The 19,880-nt window shown below is 43.3% G+C and carries 20 protein-coding genes; 4 read left to right on the forward strand and 16 right to left on the reverse strand.

Annotated features, from left to right (window positions below):
- Positions 1 to 34: 34 nt before the first annotated feature.
- The 11 genes from smc to BrL25_RS02160 form a co-directional block, all read right to left on the reverse strand.
- Positions 35 to 3,607 (reverse strand): chromosome segregation protein SMC, encoded by a 3,573-nt coding sequence (gene smc, locus BrL25_RS02110; RefSeq protein WP_018670790.1) that lies wholly within the window; start codon positions 3,605 to 3,607, stop codon positions 35 to 37.
- 434 nt (positions 3,608 to 4,041) lie between these two features.
- On the reverse strand, positions 4,042 to 4,731 hold the full coding sequence (rnc, locus tag BrL25_RS02115) for a ribonuclease III (RefSeq protein WP_018670789.1): 690 nt from the start codon (positions 4,729 to 4,731) through the stop codon (positions 4,042 to 4,044).
- A 33-nt stretch (positions 4,732 to 4,764) separates the two neighbouring features.
- Complete coding sequence (gene fabF / locus BrL25_RS02120; RefSeq protein WP_018670788.1) at positions 4,765 to 6,006, reverse strand: beta-ketoacyl-ACP synthase II; 1,242 nt, start codon at positions 6,004 to 6,006, stop codon at positions 4,765 to 4,767.
- Between the two features lie 130 nt (positions 6,007 to 6,136).
- Positions 6,137 to 6,370, reverse strand: a complete 234-nt coding sequence (gene acpP / locus BrL25_RS02125; protein ID WP_003336866.1) for an acyl carrier protein — start codon at positions 6,368 to 6,370, stop codon at positions 6,137 to 6,139.
- Positions 6,371 to 6,422: 52 nt separating this feature from the next.
- Complete coding sequence (gene fabG / locus BrL25_RS02130; RefSeq protein WP_026315086.1) at positions 6,423 to 7,163, reverse strand: 3-oxoacyl-[acyl-carrier-protein] reductase; 741 nt, start codon at positions 7,161 to 7,163, stop codon at positions 6,423 to 6,425.
- The gene (gene fabD / locus BrL25_RS02135; protein WP_026315085.1) at positions 7,163 to 8,119 is read right to left on the reverse strand and encodes an ACP S-malonyltransferase; all 957 of its coding nucleotides are present in this window, start codon (positions 8,117 to 8,119) and stop codon (positions 7,163 to 7,165) included. Before fabD ends, fabG begins: the two co-directional genes overlap by 1 nt.
- Before the next feature lie 33 nt (positions 8,120 to 8,152).
- Positions 8,153 to 9,166, reverse strand: coding sequence for a beta-ketoacyl-ACP synthase III (locus BrL25_RS02140; protein ID WP_018670785.1), 1,014 nt, complete (start codon positions 9,164 to 9,166; stop codon positions 8,153 to 8,155).
- A complete protein-coding gene (gene plsX, locus BrL25_RS02145; RefSeq protein ID WP_018670784.1) occupies positions 9,163 to 10,176 on the reverse strand; it encodes a phosphate acyltransferase PlsX in 1,014 nt (337 codons plus the stop codon). Before plsX ends, BrL25_RS02140 begins: the two co-directional genes overlap by 4 nt.
- A gap of 32 nt (positions 10,177 to 10,208) precedes the next feature.
- Positions 10,209 to 10,775, reverse strand: coding sequence for a transcription factor FapR (gene fapR, locus BrL25_RS02150; RefSeq protein ID WP_018670783.1), 567 nt, complete (start codon positions 10,773 to 10,775; stop codon positions 10,209 to 10,211).
- Between the two features lie 174 nt (positions 10,776 to 10,949).
- Positions 10,950 to 11,120 (reverse strand): 50S ribosomal protein L32, encoded by a 171-nt coding sequence (gene rpmF / locus BrL25_RS02155; protein ID WP_018670782.1) that lies wholly within the window; start codon positions 11,118 to 11,120, stop codon positions 10,950 to 10,952.
- A 193-nt stretch (positions 11,121 to 11,313) separates the two neighbouring features.
- Complete coding sequence (locus tag BrL25_RS02160) at positions 11,314 to 11,832, reverse strand: YceD family protein (protein WP_018670781.1); 519 nt, start codon at positions 11,830 to 11,832, stop codon at positions 11,314 to 11,316.
- Between the two features lie 167 nt (positions 11,833 to 11,999).
- On the opposite strand from BrL25_RS02160, the gene BrL25_RS02165 reads away from it, so the two are divergent.
- The gene (locus BrL25_RS02165) at positions 12,000 to 13,235 is read left to right on the forward strand and encodes a nucleotidyltransferase (protein ID WP_018670780.1); all 1,236 of its coding nucleotides are present in this window, start codon (positions 12,000 to 12,002) and stop codon (positions 13,233 to 13,235) included.
- Positions 13,236 to 13,241: 6 nt separating this feature from the next.
- On the opposite strand, the gene BrL25_RS02170 is transcribed toward BrL25_RS02165, so the two are convergent.
- Positions 13,242 to 14,330 carry a SepM family pheromone-processing serine protease gene (locus BrL25_RS02170; RefSeq protein ID WP_018670779.1) on the reverse strand — a complete coding sequence of 363 codons (1,089 nt, stop codon included), beginning with the start codon at positions 14,328 to 14,330 and terminating at the stop codon, positions 13,242 to 13,244.
- Complete coding sequence (locus BrL25_RS02175) at positions 14,287 to 15,120, reverse strand: patatin-like phospholipase family protein (protein WP_018670778.1); 834 nt, start codon at positions 15,118 to 15,120, stop codon at positions 14,287 to 14,289. The genes BrL25_RS02170 and BrL25_RS02175 overlap by 44 nt, the downstream gene beginning before the upstream one ends.
- A gap of 133 nt (positions 15,121 to 15,253) precedes the next feature.
- On the opposite strand from BrL25_RS02175, the gene ylbJ reads away from it, so the two are divergent.
- Entirely contained in the window at positions 15,254 to 16,471 is a 1,218-nt protein-coding gene (ylbJ, locus tag BrL25_RS02180) for a sporulation integral membrane protein YlbJ (protein WP_018670777.1), read from the forward strand.
- A gap of 92 nt (positions 16,472 to 16,563) precedes the next feature.
- On the opposite strand, the gene coaD is transcribed toward ylbJ, so the two are convergent.
- Both coaD and rsmD read right to left on the reverse strand, forming a co-directional pair.
- Positions 16,564 to 17,058: a pantetheine-phosphate adenylyltransferase gene (gene coaD, locus BrL25_RS02185; RefSeq protein ID WP_018670776.1), complete on the reverse strand. Its 495-nt coding sequence runs from the start codon at positions 17,056 to 17,058 to the stop codon at positions 16,564 to 16,566.
- 1 nt (position 17,059) lies between these two features.
- On the reverse strand, positions 17,060 to 17,626 hold the full coding sequence (rsmD, locus tag BrL25_RS02190; protein ID WP_018670775.1) for a 16S rRNA (guanine(966)-N(2))-methyltransferase RsmD: 567 nt from the start codon (positions 17,624 to 17,626) through the stop codon (positions 17,060 to 17,062).
- A gap of 365 nt (positions 17,627 to 17,991) precedes the next feature.
- Here rsmD and BrL25_RS25045 point away from each other — a divergent pair, with 365 nt between their 5' ends.
- Positions 17,992 to 18,195: a hypothetical protein gene (locus BrL25_RS25045; protein WP_140575135.1), complete on the forward strand. Its 204-nt coding sequence runs from the start codon at positions 17,992 to 17,994 to the stop codon at positions 18,193 to 18,195.
- Between the two features lie 80 nt (positions 18,196 to 18,275).
- On the forward strand, positions 18,276 to 19,253 hold the full coding sequence (ku, locus tag BrL25_RS02195; RefSeq protein ID WP_018670773.1) for a non-homologous end joining protein Ku: 978 nt from the start codon (positions 18,276 to 18,278) through the stop codon (positions 19,251 to 19,253).
- 71 nt (positions 19,254 to 19,324) lie between these two features.
- Here the strand turns inward: ku and BrL25_RS02200 are convergent, their stop codons facing one another.
- Positions 19,325 to 19,870, reverse strand: coding sequence for a glutathione peroxidase (locus BrL25_RS02200; RefSeq protein ID WP_018670772.1), 546 nt, complete (start codon positions 19,868 to 19,870; stop codon positions 19,325 to 19,327).
- Positions 19,871 to 19,880: the final 10 nt, after the last annotated feature.

A 19,880-nucleotide genomic window follows, 5' to 3' on the forward strand; every position in this document is an offset into this window, starting at 1 on the left:
TCATGATGCGTTGAGTCTACAAGACTACAACTATCTATGAAGCTGAATCAATCAGTTTTTTCGTTTCTTCAAGCTTAACAGACACCAGCTTGGAAACGCCGCCTTCCTGCATAGTAATACCGTACAAAACATCAGCACTTTCCATAGTACCTTTCCGATGTGTGACACAAATAAACTGGGTCTCACCGCTAAAGTGGTGCATGTATTCTGCAAAGCGGCTGACATTGGCTTCATCCAGTGCGGCCTCGACCTCATCTAATACACAGAATGGCACTGGTTTTACACGCAGAATGGCAAATAATAGCGCCATAGCTGTTAATGCGCGTTCTCCTCCAGATAACAAAGCTAAATTCTGCAATTTCTTACCAGGCGGTTGAGCCACAATATCAATTCCTGTTTCCAGCAATCGATCCGGTTGTGACAATAAGAGATCAGCTCGACCTCCTCCAAACAACTGCACAAACACATCCTGGAATTGGACTCGAATCTCATCAAATGTCTGTTGGAAACGACGCGACATCTCTGTGTCCATTTCAGCAATCACCTGATAGAGCATCTCTTTTGCCTCTATTAGGTCTTCTTCTTGTTTACGCAAGAAATCTAACCTCTCTGCTAGGCGATCAAACTCTTCAATTGCTCCTAAATGAACCGTACCGAGTGCAGCTATTTGCTTCTTCAATCCATTAACTACCACCTGTTGCTCAGCAATCTCTCCCAGCGGAGGATATTTCTGCTTGGCAAGGTCAAAGCTTAGCTCGTACTCTTCTGATAGCTTGTTTAGCAAATGATCTAATTCCACTTCATACCGGTTTCCTTTTACCTCTTCGGCATGTAGTTTCTCTTCAAGTGCTTTTACTTGTTTACGAATCTCTTTTACTTCAAGCTCCAATTGCTCCTGCTTAGCAAATAGACTAGCTCGATCTCCACGTCGTTCAGAAATTAAGTTGGCAACACGGTCCTTATCCTGGCGAAGCTCGGTGATTTTTTCATCCAGCTCTCCAAAAAATGAATCATTATTATCATCCAGACTATGTAGATCCATCAATGCCTGATTTGCTTCTTCCCATTCTTTCGTCAACAAGGTACGTTGTTCACGCAAACGCTCTACCTGTTCAATTCGAGAAGCATGCTCCTGCTTTACTTGAGCCACCAGCACCTTCAGACTGGTAATCTGCTCATTCATTTCTTCCTTGCTAAGCATATGCTCTTTTCGTCTTGTTTCTGCTGTAGCGATGGCGGTTGTGAGCAAATGCTCTTCTTCCTCTAGCCCTTTCAATTGCTGGGTAAGTTCCATCAGCTTATGCTCAGCATCGTTCATCTCTTTTTGATAGAGAGCCATATCCTGATCAAGTACAGCCATACGTTCACGTAATGACTTTCCAGATAACTCCGCCTGTTGTAACAACCCTTTTAATTCCTGTTCACGTAAACGGAGAACTTCTCCCTGTTCACGCAACTTTTCCTGTTGTTCCTCTGCTTGTTTCGCAGTTTTTGTAACAGCATCAATGCTAGCCTTTTTCTGTATCATTTCATTATGCAAGGTGTCTAACATACCTTCTAGCTCTTCTACCTGACGGTTGCGCCCTAGAAGATTGGCATTGTTCTTCTTCACAGCTCCACCTGTCATAGAGCCGCCTGCATTAACGATATCACCATCTAGCGTAACCACCCGATACCGGTAATGACAACTTCTCGCTACACGGTTTGCTTGCTCCAATGTTTCAGTAATAATCACATTGCCAAGCATAGACTCGACAACAGCGCGATAAGCTTCATCAAAGGAAACAAGACGACTGGCAATACCTACCACTCCGCTTTCATGGCGCAATTGCCGTTCATCTTCACTGGTAAGTGAACGAGAGCGAATCACCGATAGTGGCAAAAAGGTAGCACGCCCCAGATTATGCCGTTTCAAGTAGGTAATCGCTTCACGTCCCGCTGCTTCGTCGTTTACGACCACATTTTGTAGCGCTCCACCCAAAGCAACCTCGATAGCCGTTTCAACCTTACGCGGTACCGTCATTAGCTCAGCAACCGCTCCGTGAATTCCTTTCATGCCTTTTTCACGAGCTCGTAAGATTTCTTTAACCCCCTGCTGGAAGCCTGCGAAATCATGCTGCATCTCTTTTAATAAGTCTAATCTAGAGCGTGTAGCTTCCCGTTGCTGTTCAAGGCGACGTACTTCCTTTTCAGCCTCTTCAATCTGTTGTTCTTGTCCGCGAGTTTCGGCCATGAGTTCACGGAAACGGGTTAAGGTTGTATTTAGCTTTTGCTCAATTGTTGCCAGTTCAGTGGCATGCCCTTCACCTGTATGCAGCTGAGTAGACTCTTCACTAACCAAGCGATCACGATCTACTTGCAGACGTTCTATTCGCGCCTTGCTGGTATCACGCGTCTGTTCTTGATGACGAATATCATTACGAAGGCGAGCCATTTCATTAAGCTTATCGAAGTAATCGCTTTTCAGCTTTTCCAAGTCATCTGTCAATCCACGCACGACAACCTGGAATTCAGATTCCGCCTTCTTGAGCTTTCCTTCTGCTTCACGCATCTTTCCCTTGGCTTCTTCTCGACGTGCCTCTTCCGCTGTCAGCTCTTCCTCTAAGGCATGCTGCTTCTCGGTTAAGCGATGCATTTGCTCCATCGTTTGCTTACGATTCGCTTCAAGATTTCTTTTGCGCTCCCGCAATACCTCACGGCGACCCTCTACCTTCTCCGCCTCTTCACTAACCGTTAGCAATACCTGTTGAAGCTCTTCAATTGATTCGTCAATTTGGTTAACCTTGTAACGAGCTTGCTCCAGCTCAGCTTCTTGCTGGCCTGCTTGCGCGGTACGCTTGGCCAATTGGTTTTCAAAATCAGCTGACTGTCGTTTCGTTTCTTCCCATTTGGCATGCGTCTGTTCGATTTGCTGCACGTAGAGGGCTACCTCATGCTGGATCAGCTTTTCATGTAGCCCTTTATAGGTCTTTGCTTTTTCAGCTTGCTCCTGCAGTGGTCCTACTTGCTCTTCTACCTCATTGCGAATATCATAAATGCGCACTAAATTTTGGGTAGTTTCATCCAGTTTCTTGCCTGCTTCTCGCTTACGAGTTTTATATTTTACAATTCCGGCTGCTTCTTCAAAAATGCCCCGGCGATCTTCTGATTTTGTACTAAGTATTTCTTCGATTCGTCCTTGTCCAATGATGGAGTAGGCTTCTTTTCCCACACCGGTATCCATAAACAGTTCCATGATATCTTTTAATCGGCAGGAACGCTTGTTAATAGAATAGTCGCTGTCCCCTGAACGATAGACTCGACGTGTAACGGTCACTTCGGAGTATTCGGTATCCAAAGAGCCATCCGAGTTATCTAGGGTCAAAGATACTTCCGCGAAATTTACCGGTTTGCGCGTATCGCTACCAGCAAAAATAATATCTTCCATCTTGGAGCCACGAAGCGACTTGGCGCTTTGTTCACCAAGCACCCAACGAATCGCATCCGATACATTGCTCTTGCCGCTACCGTTTGGACCAACTACCGCAGTCACTCCCGGTACAAACTCCAATTCGGTCCGGTCTGCAAACGACTTAAAGCCGATCAGTTCCAACCGTTTTAAATACATGATAATCTCCCCTAAACATACTCAATCCTCTTTAACTCTCCTAGTTTATCACAGATGACCCATTTGGCGTAGGGTGACTTGGGAAATACCTGATTTTCTGGCGTGTTACCATTTTTTCCATATATCCTGCATTTATAGAAAAACTAAGCTTTATTTAGAATGAAAACAAAAGAAGCCCTTACTTTGTTTTCAGCCAAAGTAAGGACTTACGATTCCTACTATTCAAACCATGTTTCTATTATTGGTTTGCTCTGCACTTCATCCTAATTAATTCGTCAGTGGTACTTTCCAATTAATGTTGCGGTCTTCTACAAGCGTTTCATCTTATTTCAAAATAATTGTAAATAACTTTTCATCAAAAAAAAGACTAAGCCCCTACCTTGTAGATAAAACAAAGTAGAAGCCTAGTCTTTTTTATAGGTTTACAGCTATTTTTATGCTTTCGTCTCAATTTTCATGAGAGCAAGTGCAGCAGCGCGTTGTTCTGCCTCTTTCTTGGAACGACCAGAGCCTACTCCCAACTGATTCCCATTCAATATCACTTCGGATACGAACTCACGATTGTGGGCAGGCCCTCTCTCTTGCAAAATTCGATAAATAATTTCTCCCAAGCTGTCCTGTTGAACAAGCTCTTGCAATTGACTTTTAAAATCGGTCACTTGTGTAAATTCACCTTTATCAATGCGCGGATACACATATTTTTCTAGGAATTGAAAAACCGCATCCAAGCCTTGATCAAGGTACAAAGCGCCGACAAAGGCTTCAAAAACGTCAGCGAGGAGAGCTGGACGTTGTCGCCCTCCTGTAAGCTCCTCGCCTTTTCCCAATAGCACCAGTTCACCAAAATGAAGCAACTCCGCAAACTTAACGAGTGACGGTTCACATACGATCGCCGCACGAAGCTTGGTCATTTCACCTTCGCTCATTTTCGGGAACATTTTGTAGAGAAATTGGGAGACCGTTAGCTCCAACACCGCATCACCTAAAAACTCCAAGCGTTCGTTGTCAGAAATCCGTTTGCCCCTTTGCTCGTTCACATAGGAAGAATGGGTGAATGCTTGCCGCAACAAGGACTCATCAGTAAATACGATTCCGATTTTTTCTTGCAGCTGTTTAAAATTCATCCCTCTCACACCTTCCCTCACCGAATGCATACCCTACTCCGCATAACGTTTTAAAAGAATGGTCGCATTATGCCCACCAAAGCCAAACGTGTTAGACAAGGCATATTCCACCTTTGCCCCTCTCGCTTTGTTTGGTACATAATCCAGATCGCATTCTGGGTCAGGGTTCTCTAAGTTGATGGTTGGAGGTAAAATCTGGTCACGCAGAGCATAAGCCGTCGCCATCGCTTCGATTGCGCCTGTTGCTCCCAACAGATGACCTGTCATCGATTTTGTAGAACTCACAGCTAACTTATAGGCATGCTCGCCAAACAGGTTCTTAATCGCTTTTGTTTCAGCCACATCCCCAGCTGGAGTAGATGTACCATGTGCATTGATGTAGTCCACTTGCTCAGGAGATATGCCCGCATCTTTTAACGTATTTAACATACAGCGGCGTGCACCGTCTCCATTTTCATCCGGAGCAGTAATATGGAACGCATCAGCGCTCATACCGTAGCCAATTACCTCGGCAATAATGGTTGCTCCACGTTGTTTAGCGTGCTCTAATTCTTCCAAAACCAATACCCCAGCACCTTCACCCATAACAAAACCATCTCGACCTTGATCAAAAGGACGACTTGCCTTTTGTGGTTCATCATTACGAGTAGACATTGCTTTTAAGGAACAAAAACCAGCCATCCCCATCGGACGAATCGTCGCTTCTGTTCCACCCGTAATCATAACATCAGCTTGACCGAACTGAATGAGACGGAAAGCGTCACCAATTGCATTCGTACCTGTTGCACATGCAGTGATTGCACTCGAAGTTGGACCTTTAGCCCCCAACTCGATAGAAGCAATTCCAGAAGCCATATTAGCGATTAGCATAGGAATAAAGAACGGGCTAACACGACGTGGACCTTTCTCCACCAAAATCTGATGTTGTTCTTCCCATGTGCTAAGTCCACCTATTCCTGAACCAATATAGACACCGATACGCTCAGCATTCTCATCAGTAATGGTCAAATCTGCGTTTTTCACTGCTTCCTTCGCTGCTGCCAGACCAAACTGCACGAAACGGTCCATCCGACGTGCTTCTCGTTTATCCATATATTGTTCTGGATCAAAATCTTTAACTTCTGCTGCAATTTTTGTAGGATAATCGGTCGCGTCAAAATTCTCAATCGGACTGATCCCTGATTTACCTGCAAGCAGGTTCTTCCAAAGGGTTTCTGGGTCTTTTCCAAGTGCAGTAATGCATCCGAAACCCGTAATGACTACTCTACGTCTCATGTTCATTCACCTCTATATAAATCAGCTTGCGCATCCTAGCTTTACATTATTAGTAACGTACGTCTGTTGAAAAAATCACTTATTTGCGTAAAGGGAGAAGCCCCGTCGAAACGGAGCCCCTCCTTAGCGATTACTTGTGGGAAGATATGTAATTAACTACTTCACCCACAGTAGTAATTTTTTCTGCATCTTCATCAGATATCTCTAGGTCGAACTCGTCTTCTAATTCCATAACAAGCTCAACTACGTCAAGAGAGTCTGCCCCTAGATCTTCTTTGAAAGAAGCTTCCAACGTTACTTTATCTTCGTCTACACCTAAACGGTCAATGACGATTTTCTTTACACGATCAAGAATTTCTGCCACTTACTTCACCCCCTCTCACGTATTATACGGGATGTCCCTAGTAAAAACCAGTTTACATATACATACCGCCGTCTACATGTAAAGTTTGCCCTGTCATGTAGCTAGATGCATCAGATGCTAGGAAAAGGGCTACATTAGAAATTTCGTCAGCTGATCCCAGACGGTTAAATGGAATTTGTGCTAGAATTCCACTCTTGACATCTTCAGGTAGAACATCTGTCATATCAGTGTCAACAAATCCTGGAGCAATAGCATTCACCTTAATGTTTCGTGAAGCTAGTTCACGAGCAGTGGTTTTGGTTAAGCCAATGACTCCTGCTTTGGCAGCCACATAGTTAGCCTGTCCTGCGTTACCTAATACACCTACAACCGATGTAATATTGATGATGCTTCCACCACGTTGTTTCATCATTGGACGAGTCAACGCTTTTGTCATATTAAATACGCCTTTTAAATTGACGTTGATAACCTCATCCCATTCTGACTCTTTCATACGCATTAAGAGATTATCTCTAGTAATTCCTGCATTATTTACGAGAATATCAATTTTTCCAAAGCGCTCCAACGCTTCTTTTACCATATTCTCCGCTTCTTCTGTATTTCCTACATTGGCGCGAATCATAATTGCTTCACGACCCAGTTTTTCGATGTCGGCCACTGTTTCCTGAGCTTTCGCTTCGTTTCCTGAATAATTAACGATGATATTCGCTCCTGCTTCCGCATATTTTAGCGCGATGGCACGACCGATACCACGAGAAGCTCCTGTAATCAAAGCTACTTTACCTTCTAACATTAACATGCTTCTCCTCCTCCAACGAATTCAGTAAGTGAATCCATGTCTTGCAGGCTAAAGATTTTTATGTTGGCTTCTTTTGGTGCAATTTTTTTCACCAGACCAGCTAATACTTTTCCTGGACCGATCTCAACAAACGTAGTCACGCCTTGCTCGATCATCCAAGCAACCGAATCTTCCCAAAGAACAGGAGAAGATACCTGTTCAACCAAGCTCGTAGTGATTTCACTAGATTTCGTCACAGGACGTGCCGTAACATTCGTCACTACTGATACGTTGGCATCGTTTATTTCGATATCAGCCAAAACAGCTTGTAAAAGCTCAGCAGCTGGTTGCATTAAAGAAGAATGGAAAGGTCCGCTAACATTTAGTGGCATGACGCGTTTAGCGCCCGCTTCTTTTGCCAGTACTCCTGCTTTTTCTACACCTTCAGCACTACCTGAAATTACAATTTGTCCTGGGCAGTTCATATTTGCAAGCTGAACAGGATATCCGGCTTCGGTAACTTGTTCACATATGCTTCGCAAATTTTGGCGGTCCATATTAAGTACAGCTGCCATAGCCCCTTGGCCAGCAGGCACTGCTTGTTCCATAAATTGTCCACGAGCTCGTACGGTTTTCACAGCATCAGTAAAGCTGATTGCTCCAGCAGCTGCCAGTGCAGAATACTCGCCCAAACTGTGTCCTGCCACGAAATCCGGCTTCAGATCAGGGCATTTTTCTTGTAAAACCCTGAGAACAGCAACGCTCATGGTCAAAATAGCTGGTTGCGTGTTTACTGTCAAACGCAACTCCTCTTCAGGTCCTTCAAAACAAAGATGTGAAAGCGAGAAGCCTAACGCTTCATCCGCCTGACTAAAAATCGCTTTTGCCGCTGATGATTCTTCACATAACTGTGCTCCCATTCCAACAAACTGAGAGCCTTGTCCTGGAAAAACAAATGCTAGTTTATTCAAATCCATTCGACTCCAATCCCTGTGTACTTCGTATTATTCGCCGTTTTGCTCACGTGTGCACCATGTAAGCAGCGCTGCTCCCCAAGTCAAGCCGCCACCAAAGCCAACGAGAATAACATTGTCTCCTTCTTTTACTCTTCCCGATTGGATTGCTTCATCCAATGCAACAGGAATAGAGGCAGACGACATATTTCCATAGCGATCCAAGTTAATTACCACTTTATCTTCTGACAAGCCAAACCGTTTCACAGCTGAATCAATGATACGTAGATTCGCTTGATGTGGTACCAAGAGATCGATTGCTTCCTTTTCTAAACCTGCTTTTGTTAAAACCGTTTCAGTTGCACTGTTCATTACACGCACGGCAAATTTAAAGACTTCATTGCCTGTCATGCTCAAATAGTGCATTTTGTTCTCTACTGTCTCTTTCGAAACTGGGTAACGTGAACCGCCAGCTGGTAGACTTAATAACTTGGCGCCAGATCCATCCGCGCCTAGATCAAATGCTTTAAAGCCCATTCCCTCTGGAACAGGACCAAGAACAGCGGCTCCTGCACCGTCACCAAACAGTACGCATGTATTTCGATCTTCATAGTTTGTAATTTTGGACAATGACTCTACCCCGATTACCAGCACATAACGATACATGCCATTCGCGATAAATTGTGTAGCAGTCGTTACCCCGTAAATGAAGCCAGTGCATGCTGCTGAAAGATCTATTGCTGACGCTTTCTTAGCACCCAATCTTTCTTGTAATATGCATGATGTAGATGGGAAAGAATGGTCTGGGGTTACTGTTGCCACAATGATCATGTCAATCTCTTCAGCACTAATATTTGCCTTGTTCAGCGCTCTCACAGCAGCTTCATAGGCTAGGTCTGAAGAAGCTTGGTCTTCCGCACAAATTCGGCGTTCACGAATTCCAGTACGAGAGGTAATCCATTCGTCAGAGGTTTCCACGATCTTTTCCAAATCGGCATTACTTAACACTTTATCAGGTGTATAGGAGCCTGTTGCCAGGATTCCTACAGGACGTAATCCATTCATTCTTTTTCCCCTTTTCCGCTATGATCGATCTGTAGCTCCTTCAAGATGAGCTGATTGACATCAGACTTGCAAAAACGCGCCGCTGCAAGCAGGGCATTTTTAAAAGCTTTTGCATCGGATGAACCATGCGCCTTAAAGACAGGTCGTTTCAATCCAAGCATCGGCGCACCACCATACTCTGCATAGTCCATGCGGTTAGCAAAACGCTTTAGACTTGGTTTTAAAATAGCAGCAGCCAGTTTATTCATGAGAGTTGAAGTAAGCTCACGTTTCAACTGGGAGAATATTGCTAATGCCGTTCCCTCTGTGTTTTTTAATAATATGTTGCCAGAGAAGCCTTCACATACCAGCACATCGCAAGCATCCTCTAATAAGTCTCGTGCTTCTACGTTTCCAATAAAATGTACCGGACTCTCTTTTAGCAAAGGAAAGGTGCTTTTTGCCAGCTCATTACCTTTTGCTTCTTCCGTACCGACATTTAGTAGTCCAACACGTGGTTGTTTAATTCCTAAGACTTTTTCTACATAAAGGCTACCCATAATGGCATATTGCACAAGGTGTTGCGGTTTGGCATCCATATTGGCACCAACATCAAGCACCAAAGTAACCCCACCCTTAATCTTAGGAATCATCGCAGCAAGAGCTGGACGCTCAATTCCCTTCATACGTCCAGTCACAAGTAAGCCAGCTGTCATCAGCGCGCCGGTGTTACCAGCTGAAATGACCGCTTCTACTTCCTCTTGACGTGCTAGCTCAACAGCTTTCACTAAGGAAGAATCTTTTTTACGGCGTACTGCTTTGACCGGTTCTTCATCTGTTGCTATTTTTTCTGTTGTATGTAAAATCTCAATATTAGATGGACGGGGTGTAGGCAGATAGTTGCCAATAGCTGATTCATCCCCAACTAAAACAATTTGTAAGGAGGGTTCAACAGCGATAGCCTCCAGAGCTCCTTCTACAGCACTGCGGGGTGCATGATCGCCCCCCATGGCATCAAGTGAAATACGCAAATACAATTCCCTCCTGTTTCTTTCTGCTCTTACTACTCCCGGATACGAAACACCCTGAAGGTAGCAGTAAACACATTTTCTCCTTGGACCTTCGTTTCGACGCGCACCTTGCTTTCGTCCCCTTCCGTAGAACGAACCACAGCCTTGGCAACTAGCTTCTCACCTTGCTTCACAGGTCGGATAAAACGCATGCGGGCTGTAGCCGTTAAAGCAACATCCGCGTCGATGACAGCAACGGCCAGGGAGTTGGCTTGAGCAAAAATGTAATGCCCACGAGCAATTTGTGTTCGATGAAACACATGCTCCTCTGTTATTTCTAAAACAGAAATTCCATAATCATCCAACTGTAGATCTATTACTTCGCCAATCACTTCTTCAATTCCTAGTGATTTGACTGGATCCAAACTTTTTTCTGCAACAGTCTTAATCCGTTCACGTAATTCCGGTATGCCTAGCTCTAAACGATCCAGCCTGATTGTTTGAATGCTAACATCAAACATCGTAGCCAAATCTTCATCCGTAGCGAATGGATTTCGTTCCAGACTATCCACGAGCTGTCTTTGACGATCTCTCTTTGCTATGCGAGCGATTTTCGGCACCCCCCTTAGCTTTTTCTATCTATGCTTACGAGTTGTTTTTAATACCAGGTACTAAATTAGTATACGGGAGGGAGGGTGTTTTTACAACCCTATTCATAAAAAACAACTTAATCCGTTATAAATTCCCGTTTGAATAGAAAAAAAGCAAGGTGATTATCTCACCTTGCCTCTTACTTATTGAACCACTTTCTTACCTTTGTAAGTTCCGCAGCTTGCGCATACGCGGTGAGCTAGTTTGTGTTCGCCGCAGTTATCGCATTTAACCATACCTGGAATCTCTAATTTGAAGTGCGTACGACGCAATCTTTTACGAGTTTTGGAAGTTCTACGTTGAGGTACTGCCATCTTCCTTACACCTCCTTCGAAGTCAAAATGTCTGAAGGTTCCCCATATAGAAACTCAAGGCATAAAGCCATAAGTGAAATGGTTATCTGTGGAACCGATGTATGTGGGTTAGGACCAATTCACAGGAATCGACCAACCCGTTCAAAAATGAAGCAATTCATCCAAAGAGAAGCGCTTCATCTTGAAAACAAGCTTATTCTTCTGCTTGAATGAAGAATTTCTTTAGAGCTTCTAAACGCGGATCAATACGTTCTGTGGAACAATTGCATGACTGTTCATTGCGGTTGATTCCGCAATTCGAGCACAGTCCCTCACAATCCTTGGAGCACAATGGAAACGCTGAAATCGACAACAGGAAGTCTTCTTCCAGGAACGGGTCCAACTCGATCTCTTCGCCAGTCACCTGATGAATATCGCTATCCTCATCGAATTCGATATCGGATGTATTCGGCGCAAAGGTTTCAGAAAAAGGAATCGAAAGCTGTTCCGTGTACGGTGTCAAGCAACGCGCACAAACGAACTTAGCTTCTGCTTGTATTTCTCCCTTGATATAGATTAAGCCACCGAGCTCCACAGCCTCTCCCGTAACGCTTACGGGTGATAAGTCTCGAATCTCTTGATGACGCTTCTTTAAATCCTGGGAATCCAAGTTTGTTTGAAAAGGAAGTGGTTCTCCTTTTCTGTGGTGCAATTCTATTAGTTTAATATTCATGTTATCACCTCATGCACAACAAAGATGATTATAGCTTTTGCCTACATCTTTGTCAACCTATTTTCCTTGACACCTTATTAGCTGCAAATAGAATTTGCCAGAACAAATGAACTTGTCTACACTACCAGTACAGATAGGTTCTGGTAGAAAGGATGTAATTTTTACAAATGAAAACAGTGGGCCTTATAGTAGAATACAACCCTTTGCATAATGGACACAAGCTTCATTTTTCGTTAGCGAAAAAAAAGACAGGGGCTGACGCCTGTGTCGCGGTCATGAGCGGTAACTTTTTACAACGGGGTGAACCTGCCATCGTTTCGAAATGGGCTCGAACCGAGATGGCTCTTCGTTTAGGTGTTGATCTGGTAATTGAACTTCCCACCCTCTTTGCCACCTCTAACGCTGAGTTGTTTGCCCATGGCGCAGTCTCGCTGTTAGATCGGATCGGTGTAGTAGATACGCTATGCTTTGGTAGTGAAAGTGGAGACATTAGTTGGATGAAACAAGCGGCACAGCTGCTAGCGCATGAAACACCTGAATTTTCTCATTTACTAAAAGCAGGTCTACGTGATGGTCTCCCTTACCCTAAGGCGTACGCTGAAGCAGCTCACATGTACCTCGCTGATCGTGGCATTCACGGTACCACCCTCGATCAACCAAATAATATACTCGGTTTTAACTATCTCCTATCGCTGGCTAGGTTAAACAGCAAAATTGTACCTGTCACCATTCAACGCCAAAAAGCAGGCTACCATCAAGAAACGATCACAGACGAGCAGATAGCCAGCGCTACTGCTTTGCGAAAAATATTGACAGATAAACAGCAAAGTGTAGCTACAGTCGCCTCTTACGTACCTAAAACTACCATAGATGTGTTGCAACGTGAATGGAATTCGGGACTTTGTCCTATGAGTTGGGAGGATTTCGTTCATCCTGTATTCCATCGTCTCTTACAGCTCACTCCACAAAAACTTGCCGCGTACCATGAAATTGAAGAAGGCATGGAATACCGGCTCCTTGAATCGGTACGGCGATCAAAAACAGTTGCAGAGGTGATCACTTCCGCCAAAAGTAAGCGATATACACAAAACCGCATTCAACGTATGTTACTTAACGTGTTACTCGATGTGACAAAAGAACAAATATCTACTTTCAACCTCCGACATGGGGCCTCATACGCCCGTGTGCTTGGGTTCAGCCAGAAAGGAAGAGAATTACTCCAGCAGGCTAAACAAAAAAGTGCAATCCCTCTCTACACGAATGTACGAGATGGATTGCACCCTATGCTTGATATTGATATTCGCTCAAATGCTTTGTACCGTTTGGCGCATCCTACTTGCATCGAGCAGCCCTTTTTGGAGGAATATCGACGAATTCCTTTACAAATCACACCTGAGCAATAGAGAAACTTACTCTGTTCCCTTTGGCTTTAGGTGCTGTAGATACTGAAGTGCATCATCTACCGTCTTTACTGGTACAATCCGCATAGAAGTGTGAATACGTTTCGCTGTTTCCACCGCTATTTCATAGTTTGATTTATCGCCGCTCGTATCGTTTGGTGCAAAAAATATTTCTGCTCCTGCGGCATCAGCGGCGATAACCTTATGATTGATACCCCCGATCCGCCCTATTGTACCATCCGAATTCATTTCACCCGTTCCAGCGATACGATAGCCACGCGTTATATCGATTTCTGAGCGCAATTGATTATAAATTTCCAAGGTAAACATTAAGCCTGCGGATGGTCCCCCAATATTATTAGCGGCAATCGTTATTTTTTTATCAAATAGGATACGCTTTTGATCCTGTGGTGTAATACCGAATCCAGCTCGATGGGACGTAGCTCCGTTATTTTCTGGTAATTGAACCAAAATTAATTCCGCTTGCTCTTCCTTACCATCCCGTTTAAATTGCAATTGGATGGCATCCCCCGCTTTCTTTCCTTCTAATAAGAGGAATAGGTCATTCTTATTTTTCACAGGCTTGTCGTTTAGCGAGGTAATGACATCGCCTACCTTTAATACTTTTTTAGCTGGAAAGCCATCCATAACAGACAAAACTAGGACTCCTTGATCTTCCATTTTGACTGGATAACCTGCTTTTTTAAGAGCAACCGCTTCTGCAACCTGTTGAGAGCGTTGCATGACCAATAGCTCTCGTTTTGCGTAATCTTCATCGCTTTCACCCTGAGCCGTAATAAATTTATCTGAAATAAGATCAGCATCCTTAGAAAATTGTGCGTATACATACCATAAAGGTGTTGCTCGGGACATACGTACGGTGGTCAACATAAATGTGCCCTTCTCGTCCTTCACGCCACCCTCTACAGTAATCATGGGGGCAAGCTCTTTTGCCGTTCCAGCGCGCTGAACATAATAAGGCATAGGAATATAGGTACTCATAACCATCAGAATCATGATGATCATAGCTACAAGGACGGCTACATTACGTTTATTAGTTTGTCTTAAGCGCTCGTTCGATTGATGTTCGTTTTGCATCTGTTTCCTCCCAATTCTTTATCATCTCTTTAATTTGATCAACATGCATACGAGCCGCTAGCTCTCCTAATTCCACAATAGAATCTATTTGTGTAAACGACAAGCTACCAATGTGGCCTACATCTGGACGAATAACCAAATCTGCGGATAGCATCCGGTGGCGCAAAATCTCCCGTTCCATTACATCAATCGTCTGGGCAATCACATCAAAGATGGTTGACACTTTCATTTTAGTATCAAAATTGGCTACATCAATTGCCAAGACTAGATCAGCACCCATTTCTTTCGTAACTGTTATCGGTACCCGATCAATAACACCACCATCCACCAGCATCCTGCCGTTTACCTGTTCTGGTACAAAAATTCCTGGCATAGCAATGCTGGAACGAACAGCGATATCCACCGGTCCCTCTGTAAAAACAACTCGCTCTCCCGTTTCTATATCTGTTGCTACGATTGCCAAGGGGATTTGTAGTTCTTCAATATTTTTGCCATGAGTCAATAAGCGAATGATTTCTTTTATCTTTTGACCGGCTACTAATCCCATATGAGGGACAACCAAATCTAGCCAGTGCTTGCGTTTTAGATTTATCGCCAATTTTTCCATCATGTCTGGTTTCATCCCATTGGCATAAAAGGCCCCTACCAAGCTCCCCATACTACTCCCTGCTATATAATCAACAGGAATATCATGTTCTTCAAGTACTTTTAGGATGCCGATATGAGCAAAACCACGTGCACCACCAGCACCAAGTGCTAAACCAATGGTTGGTCGTTTCTTGTCTGTCATGAAAAAACGCCTCCTCCCCTCATCATATGAAAACAGCCCACTTCTCCATTCATTTTTTAGCTATAAGAGAAGATGAATAGTTTGTACCTTTCCAACGTAGACATGTACTAACGCTTACATCCGGGAGGGTTATATGTCGCATCGTTCTCCTTATCTCACAATTAGCTTGGCGATTTTGTCGCTCCTTTTGGTTTTCGTGCTTATTATTAATCCGGAGCCTTCCTTTCAAGCTGCTGTTCGCGGATTAAACATCTGGTGGGAAGTTGTCTTTCCTGCTCTTCTCCCTTTTATATTTGTATCGGAGGTTCTGATGGGAGTTGGTGTTGTTCATTTTATCGGGGTATTGCTGGAGCCACTGATGCGTCCTCTATTTAATGTACCTGGTACAGGAGGGTTCGTACTGACAATGGGGTTCTCTTCTGGCTATCCAGTCGCTGCCAATTTAACCACTCGATTACGGGAGAGAGGCCACATTACAAAAGTAGAAGGAGAGAGGCTCGTTACCTTTGCTACCACAGGAGATCCGCTATTTGTTATCGGAGCAGTAGCTGTTGGTTTTTTTAACAGCGAACAGCTTGGATATGTAATCGCCTTTACCCATTATAGTGCTGCTATCCTGCTTGGCATTCTCTATCGTATGTACTCCCCTGCTTCCTCCATTACAGCTACTTATGAAAAATCACAGCATCCCTTACTTTACCGGGCCTTACAAGCTATGCATCGCGCCCGAATCAGTGACAATCGTCCCTTTGGCAAGCTAATGGGAGATGCAGTGCAATCCGCTCTACAAACCTTGATGGTCGTCGGGGGGTTTATCATCATGTTCTCAGTCTTACTTCAAATGATGCAGACAGTTGGCATCACCAATTTATTAAACCGGATTCTCTTTTTACTATTGGGTCCCGTTGGATTTACGGATGCGATGGGTAAAGCTGGTTTGGCTGGGTTGTTTGAAGTAACAATGGGTGCCCAAAACACTAGTGAAATTCAGGATATCTCTATGATGACGAAAGCAGCTATTACGGCTGCCATCATATCTTGGGGTGGTCTAAGCGTCCATGCCCAAGTTGCAAGCATATTGAGCAAAACGGATATTAGTGTAAAGCCTTATCTCATCGGTCGAGCTATACACGCTACTTTAGCAGCTTTTTTAACTATCGTTTTCTGGAAGCCACTTACTATCATTACTCAAAATGTAAATACGAGCATCCCAGCATTTTTACCTAGTGAACACTTACTACAAGCTAAGTCGTGGTGGTTAATCTTTTCACAAATGAGCACCATTGCAGCTTGTATCGCAATCGTCTTATTTCTAATATGTTTCTTACTACACAAGCTATGGAAGCAATAATGTAACCTATCTTTAGGCAAACACAAGGAAGGGTAAGAAACTCATGTTCCTTACCCATTTGTTTGTGCTTACCTTACTGGTTAGCAAAGTTTCTAGCTATTTCCCTGTAATTCCTGAAATTTTAACCGCATTGATTGCTCTACAATCGGTGGCACCAGATCAGTTACATTGGCATCGTACTTGGCGAGTTCCTTTACAATGCTTGAACTCAAGAAAGAATATTGATTATTTGTCATGACAAATAGTGTTTCAATCTCGTCATCTAGCTTACGATTAATCGAGGCCATTTGCATTTCATATTCAAAGTCAGATACTGCTCGCAAGCCTTTTAACAAAACCCGTGCTTCTTTTCTTTGCATATAATCAATTAACAAACCATTAAATGTATCTACTTCTACATTAGAATACTCAGCGGTTACCTCACGTAATAATGCCATACGCTCTTCTAGTGTAAATAATGGTTTTTTATTTGAATTAACCAGTACAGCTACAATTACCTTGTCAAAAATTTTAGCTCCACGCTTAATGATATCTAAATGCCCATATGTAACCGGATCAAAACTGCCTGGGCAAACTGCTATTCTCATGCTAGGAATCTCCTTCCACTGTATAGCGATAAATGGTAACCTTAGTATCTCCATAGGTAGAGCAGCGATATTGCTCACACAATCCAATTTGCTCAGGCAAGGTTAGCTTTGAGTCATGCTCCGTCACAATCCAAGCATCAGCGGCTACTAAATGTAACTGTTGTAGTTGTTCAATCTCTTGCTCAAGCTTTTGCTTCGCATAAGGAGGATCGAGAAATACCAGATCAAATTGTACTCCACGAGTAGAAAGTACCTTAAGGGCACGTGCTGAATCAATTTTATAAACCTCTGACTGCTCATCCAATCGCATGGTTTTAAGATTTTGTTTGACCGTGCTGAAAGCTTTACTATCACTGTCTACAAAAATCGCTTTAGCAGCACCGCGACTAAGAGCTTCAATCCCTAAGCCCCCTGTCCCTGCATATAGATCCAAAGCCCATTCCCCATCAAAATAAGGTCCTATCATGTTAAAGATGGATTCCTTTACTTTGTCTGTTGTGGGCCTTGTACTTGTACCAGGTACAGTGGCTAGCGGACGACCTCTGTGTTCTCCTGAAATCACTCTCATTTTCTCTTCACCTAACTTGTATACATATCCGTTGTCACACTTTTTTGTGAGACAGTAGTTTTCATACTACCATATAGGTAGGAAAAACGTAAAATTTCGCTACCGATAAAAAATATAAATCAGAATGTATAAGTTACCAGTTTGCTGGTAAAAATGTGTTACAAGCGATGCTATGGTGTCGCTGACAACCGCGGAGAAGACTTACGTTTCCCCATAAGCTCTTCCTCCGGTTTCTCCTCTCCCATAATTGAAGTCAGTTCAGTTGGCACCTCATGTAGATAGGAGCATGATGGTGACAGGTTTCCCCGTGTGGAAACAGCTTGAATGACTGCCTCACTCTTCTTAAGAAGAAGTGGGGTATTTTTTTGTTCAAAACAGGGATATTAGTAAACGTCCCCATTCATAAAGAATATAAGGAGGCCAACATGGCTGCTAAAAATCCATCAGAACGTAAAATTAAAGCTTCTAAAGCTCAATCGCAAGCAGATCGCACTGGTGTTGGAATTGAACGTGCCCGTGATATGCAATCGCAAGCAGATCTTGCTGACGTCAAAAAGCATAACCAATAATTATTATAGGCGTCCCAAAAGTTACATGCCAATACATCATGCCTCCTTGTGGATACTATTTTTATAAGGAGGCGTTTTTTATGCACACCGTTTGGAAAGGTTCCATTAGTTTTGGTTTGGTCAACATCCCTGTGCGTATGTTTACAGCAACGGAAGATCGAGATATTCGGTTTCGTCAATTGCATAAGGAGTGCCACACGCCGATTCGGTACTCCAAGGTTTGCCCGACATGTGATCGTGAAGTAACTTCCGATGAAATCATAAAAGGATACGAATATGAAAAAGGTAATTTTGCTATGATTCAAGAGGAAGATTTAGACAAGATTGCCCCAGAAACAAAACGGGCTATTGAAATTGTCGATTTTGTTCAGTTGTCCGAAATCGACCCAATTTACTTTGATAAAAGCTACTATCTCTCCCCACAGGAAACGGGAGAAAAAGCTTATTCCCTACTAAGAGTCGCTCTACAACAGACAGGTAAAATTGCAATCGCTAGAATCACTTTACGTAATAAAGAAAGCTTGGCCGTATTACGTATATACGAAAACGGTATGGTGTTAGAAACGATCTTTTATCCAGATGAGGTACGCTCTTTAGCTCAAGTACCAGCTCTCCCTCAAGCTGATGCCCCCTTAGTCGAGAGTGAGCTAGCTATGGCCATTCAATTAGTCGAAAGCATGTCTCGTCCCTTCCATCCTGAACATTACCAAGATACGTACCGACAACATTTACAAGAACTCATTCAGAAAAAGCTGGAAGGTAAAGAAGTGGCAACGGCTCCTTCCGCACCACGAGCCAATGTCATTGATCTCATGCAGGCGTTAAAAGAAAGCTTGGCACAAGCTGAAACACCACCAGACTTGGCTACGAAAGAAACAAAAGAGAACCGTGACATAGTGGAACGTTATCCTGAACCACGCCCTATAGCTCAGAACCCCAAAAAGAAAGGTAGAGCATCTGCGACTACGGCTACAACAGAGCTGTCTCCTGATACCAGCTCAACTACCGTAACAAAAGCCCTACGACGCAAAAAAACACAAACACCGACTTCTAATTAATAACGAAAAAGCTGAGGGCTCAGCTGGTTGCTCTCAGCTTTTTCGTTTTTACTTTCTATTGACTATTATTTCTATAATAAATTCTTAATTGGGGTTTCCAAATCCATTGGCTCAATTGGCGACTCAAAACGGTCCACTACATTCCCTTCACGATCCACTAAAAATTTTGTGAAATTCCATTTTATGGAGTCATCCATCAATGTCTCAGGAAACTTTTCTTGCAAAAACATATGTAAAAGCCGACCAGATGCCTGTGACTCATCAAAACCAGCAAACGGAATTTCCTGACATAGGTAGCGGAATAGTGGGCTCGCATTCGTTCCCTTTACATCCGTTTTTGCAAATACAGGGAATTTCACTCCATAATTTAACTCGCAAAACTGAGCAATTTCCTTGTTATTTCCTGGTTCTTGTTGCTCAAATTGATTGCAAGGAAATCCTAAAATTTCTAAGCCTTGGTCCTGGTAACGATCGTACAGCTTTTGTAAATCTGTATATTGAGGTGTAAAGCCACATTTGCTAGCTGTATTAACAATGAGTAAAACCTTACCTTTATAACGTTCTAATGACACTGTTTCCTCATTCATCGTTTGTACGGAAAAGTTAAATATGCTCAAACTCTTCACC

The organism is Brevibacillus laterosporus DSM 25, assembly GCF_002706795.1.
In the GTDB taxonomy this organism is placed as follows: Bacteria; Bacillota; Bacilli; order Brevibacillales; family Brevibacillaceae; genus Brevibacillus_B; species Brevibacillus_B laterosporus.

Coding starts and splice junctions, on each gene's coding strand:
- fabG (WP_026315086.1), bottom strand. CDS start 7,163: ATGTTAGAAGGTAAAGTAGCTTTGATTACAGGAGCTTCTCGTGGTATC.
- rpmF (WP_018670782.1), bottom strand. CDS start 11,120: ATGGCAGTACCTCAACGTAGAACTTCCAAAACTCGTAAAAGATTGCGT.
- rsmD (WP_018670775.1), bottom strand. CDS start 17,626: ATGAGAGTGATTTCAGGAGAACACAGAGGTCGTCCGCTAGCCACTGTA.
- BrL25_RS02175 (WP_018670778.1), bottom strand. CDS start 15,120: ATGACAGACAAGAAACGACCAACCATTGGTTTAGCACTTGGTGCTGGT.
- BrL25_RS02160 (WP_018670781.1), bottom strand. CDS start 11,832: ATGAATATTAAACTAATAGAATTGCACCACAGAAAAGGAGAACCACTT.
- rnc (WP_018670789.1), bottom strand. CDS start 4,731: ATGAATTTTAAACAGCTGCAAGAAAAAATCGGAATCGTATTTACTGAT.
- smc (WP_018670790.1), bottom strand. CDS start 3,607: ATGTATTTAAAACGGTTGGAACTGATCGGCTTTAAGTCGTTTGCAGAC.
- BrL25_RS02165 (WP_018670780.1), top strand. CDS start 12,000: ATGAAAACAGTGGGCCTTATAGTAGAATACAACCCTTTGCATAATGGA.
- coaD (WP_018670776.1), bottom strand. CDS start 17,058: ATGAGAATAGCAGTTTGCCCAGGCAGTTTTGATCCGGTTACATATGGG.
- ylbJ (WP_018670777.1), top strand. CDS start 15,254: ATGTCGCATCGTTCTCCTTATCTCACAATTAGCTTGGCGATTTTGTCG.
- fabF (WP_018670788.1), bottom strand. CDS start 6,006: ATGAGACGTAGAGTAGTCATTACGGGTTTCGGATGCATTACTGCACTT.
- ku (WP_018670773.1), top strand. CDS start 18,276: ATGCACACCGTTTGGAAAGGTTCCATTAGTTTTGGTTTGGTCAACATC.
- BrL25_RS02140 (WP_018670785.1), bottom strand. CDS start 9,166: ATGAATGGATTACGTCCTGTAGGAATCCTGGCAACAGGCTCCTATACA.
- BrL25_RS02170 (WP_018670779.1), bottom strand. CDS start 14,330: ATGCAAAACGAACATCAATCGAACGAGCGCTTAAGACAAACTAATAAA.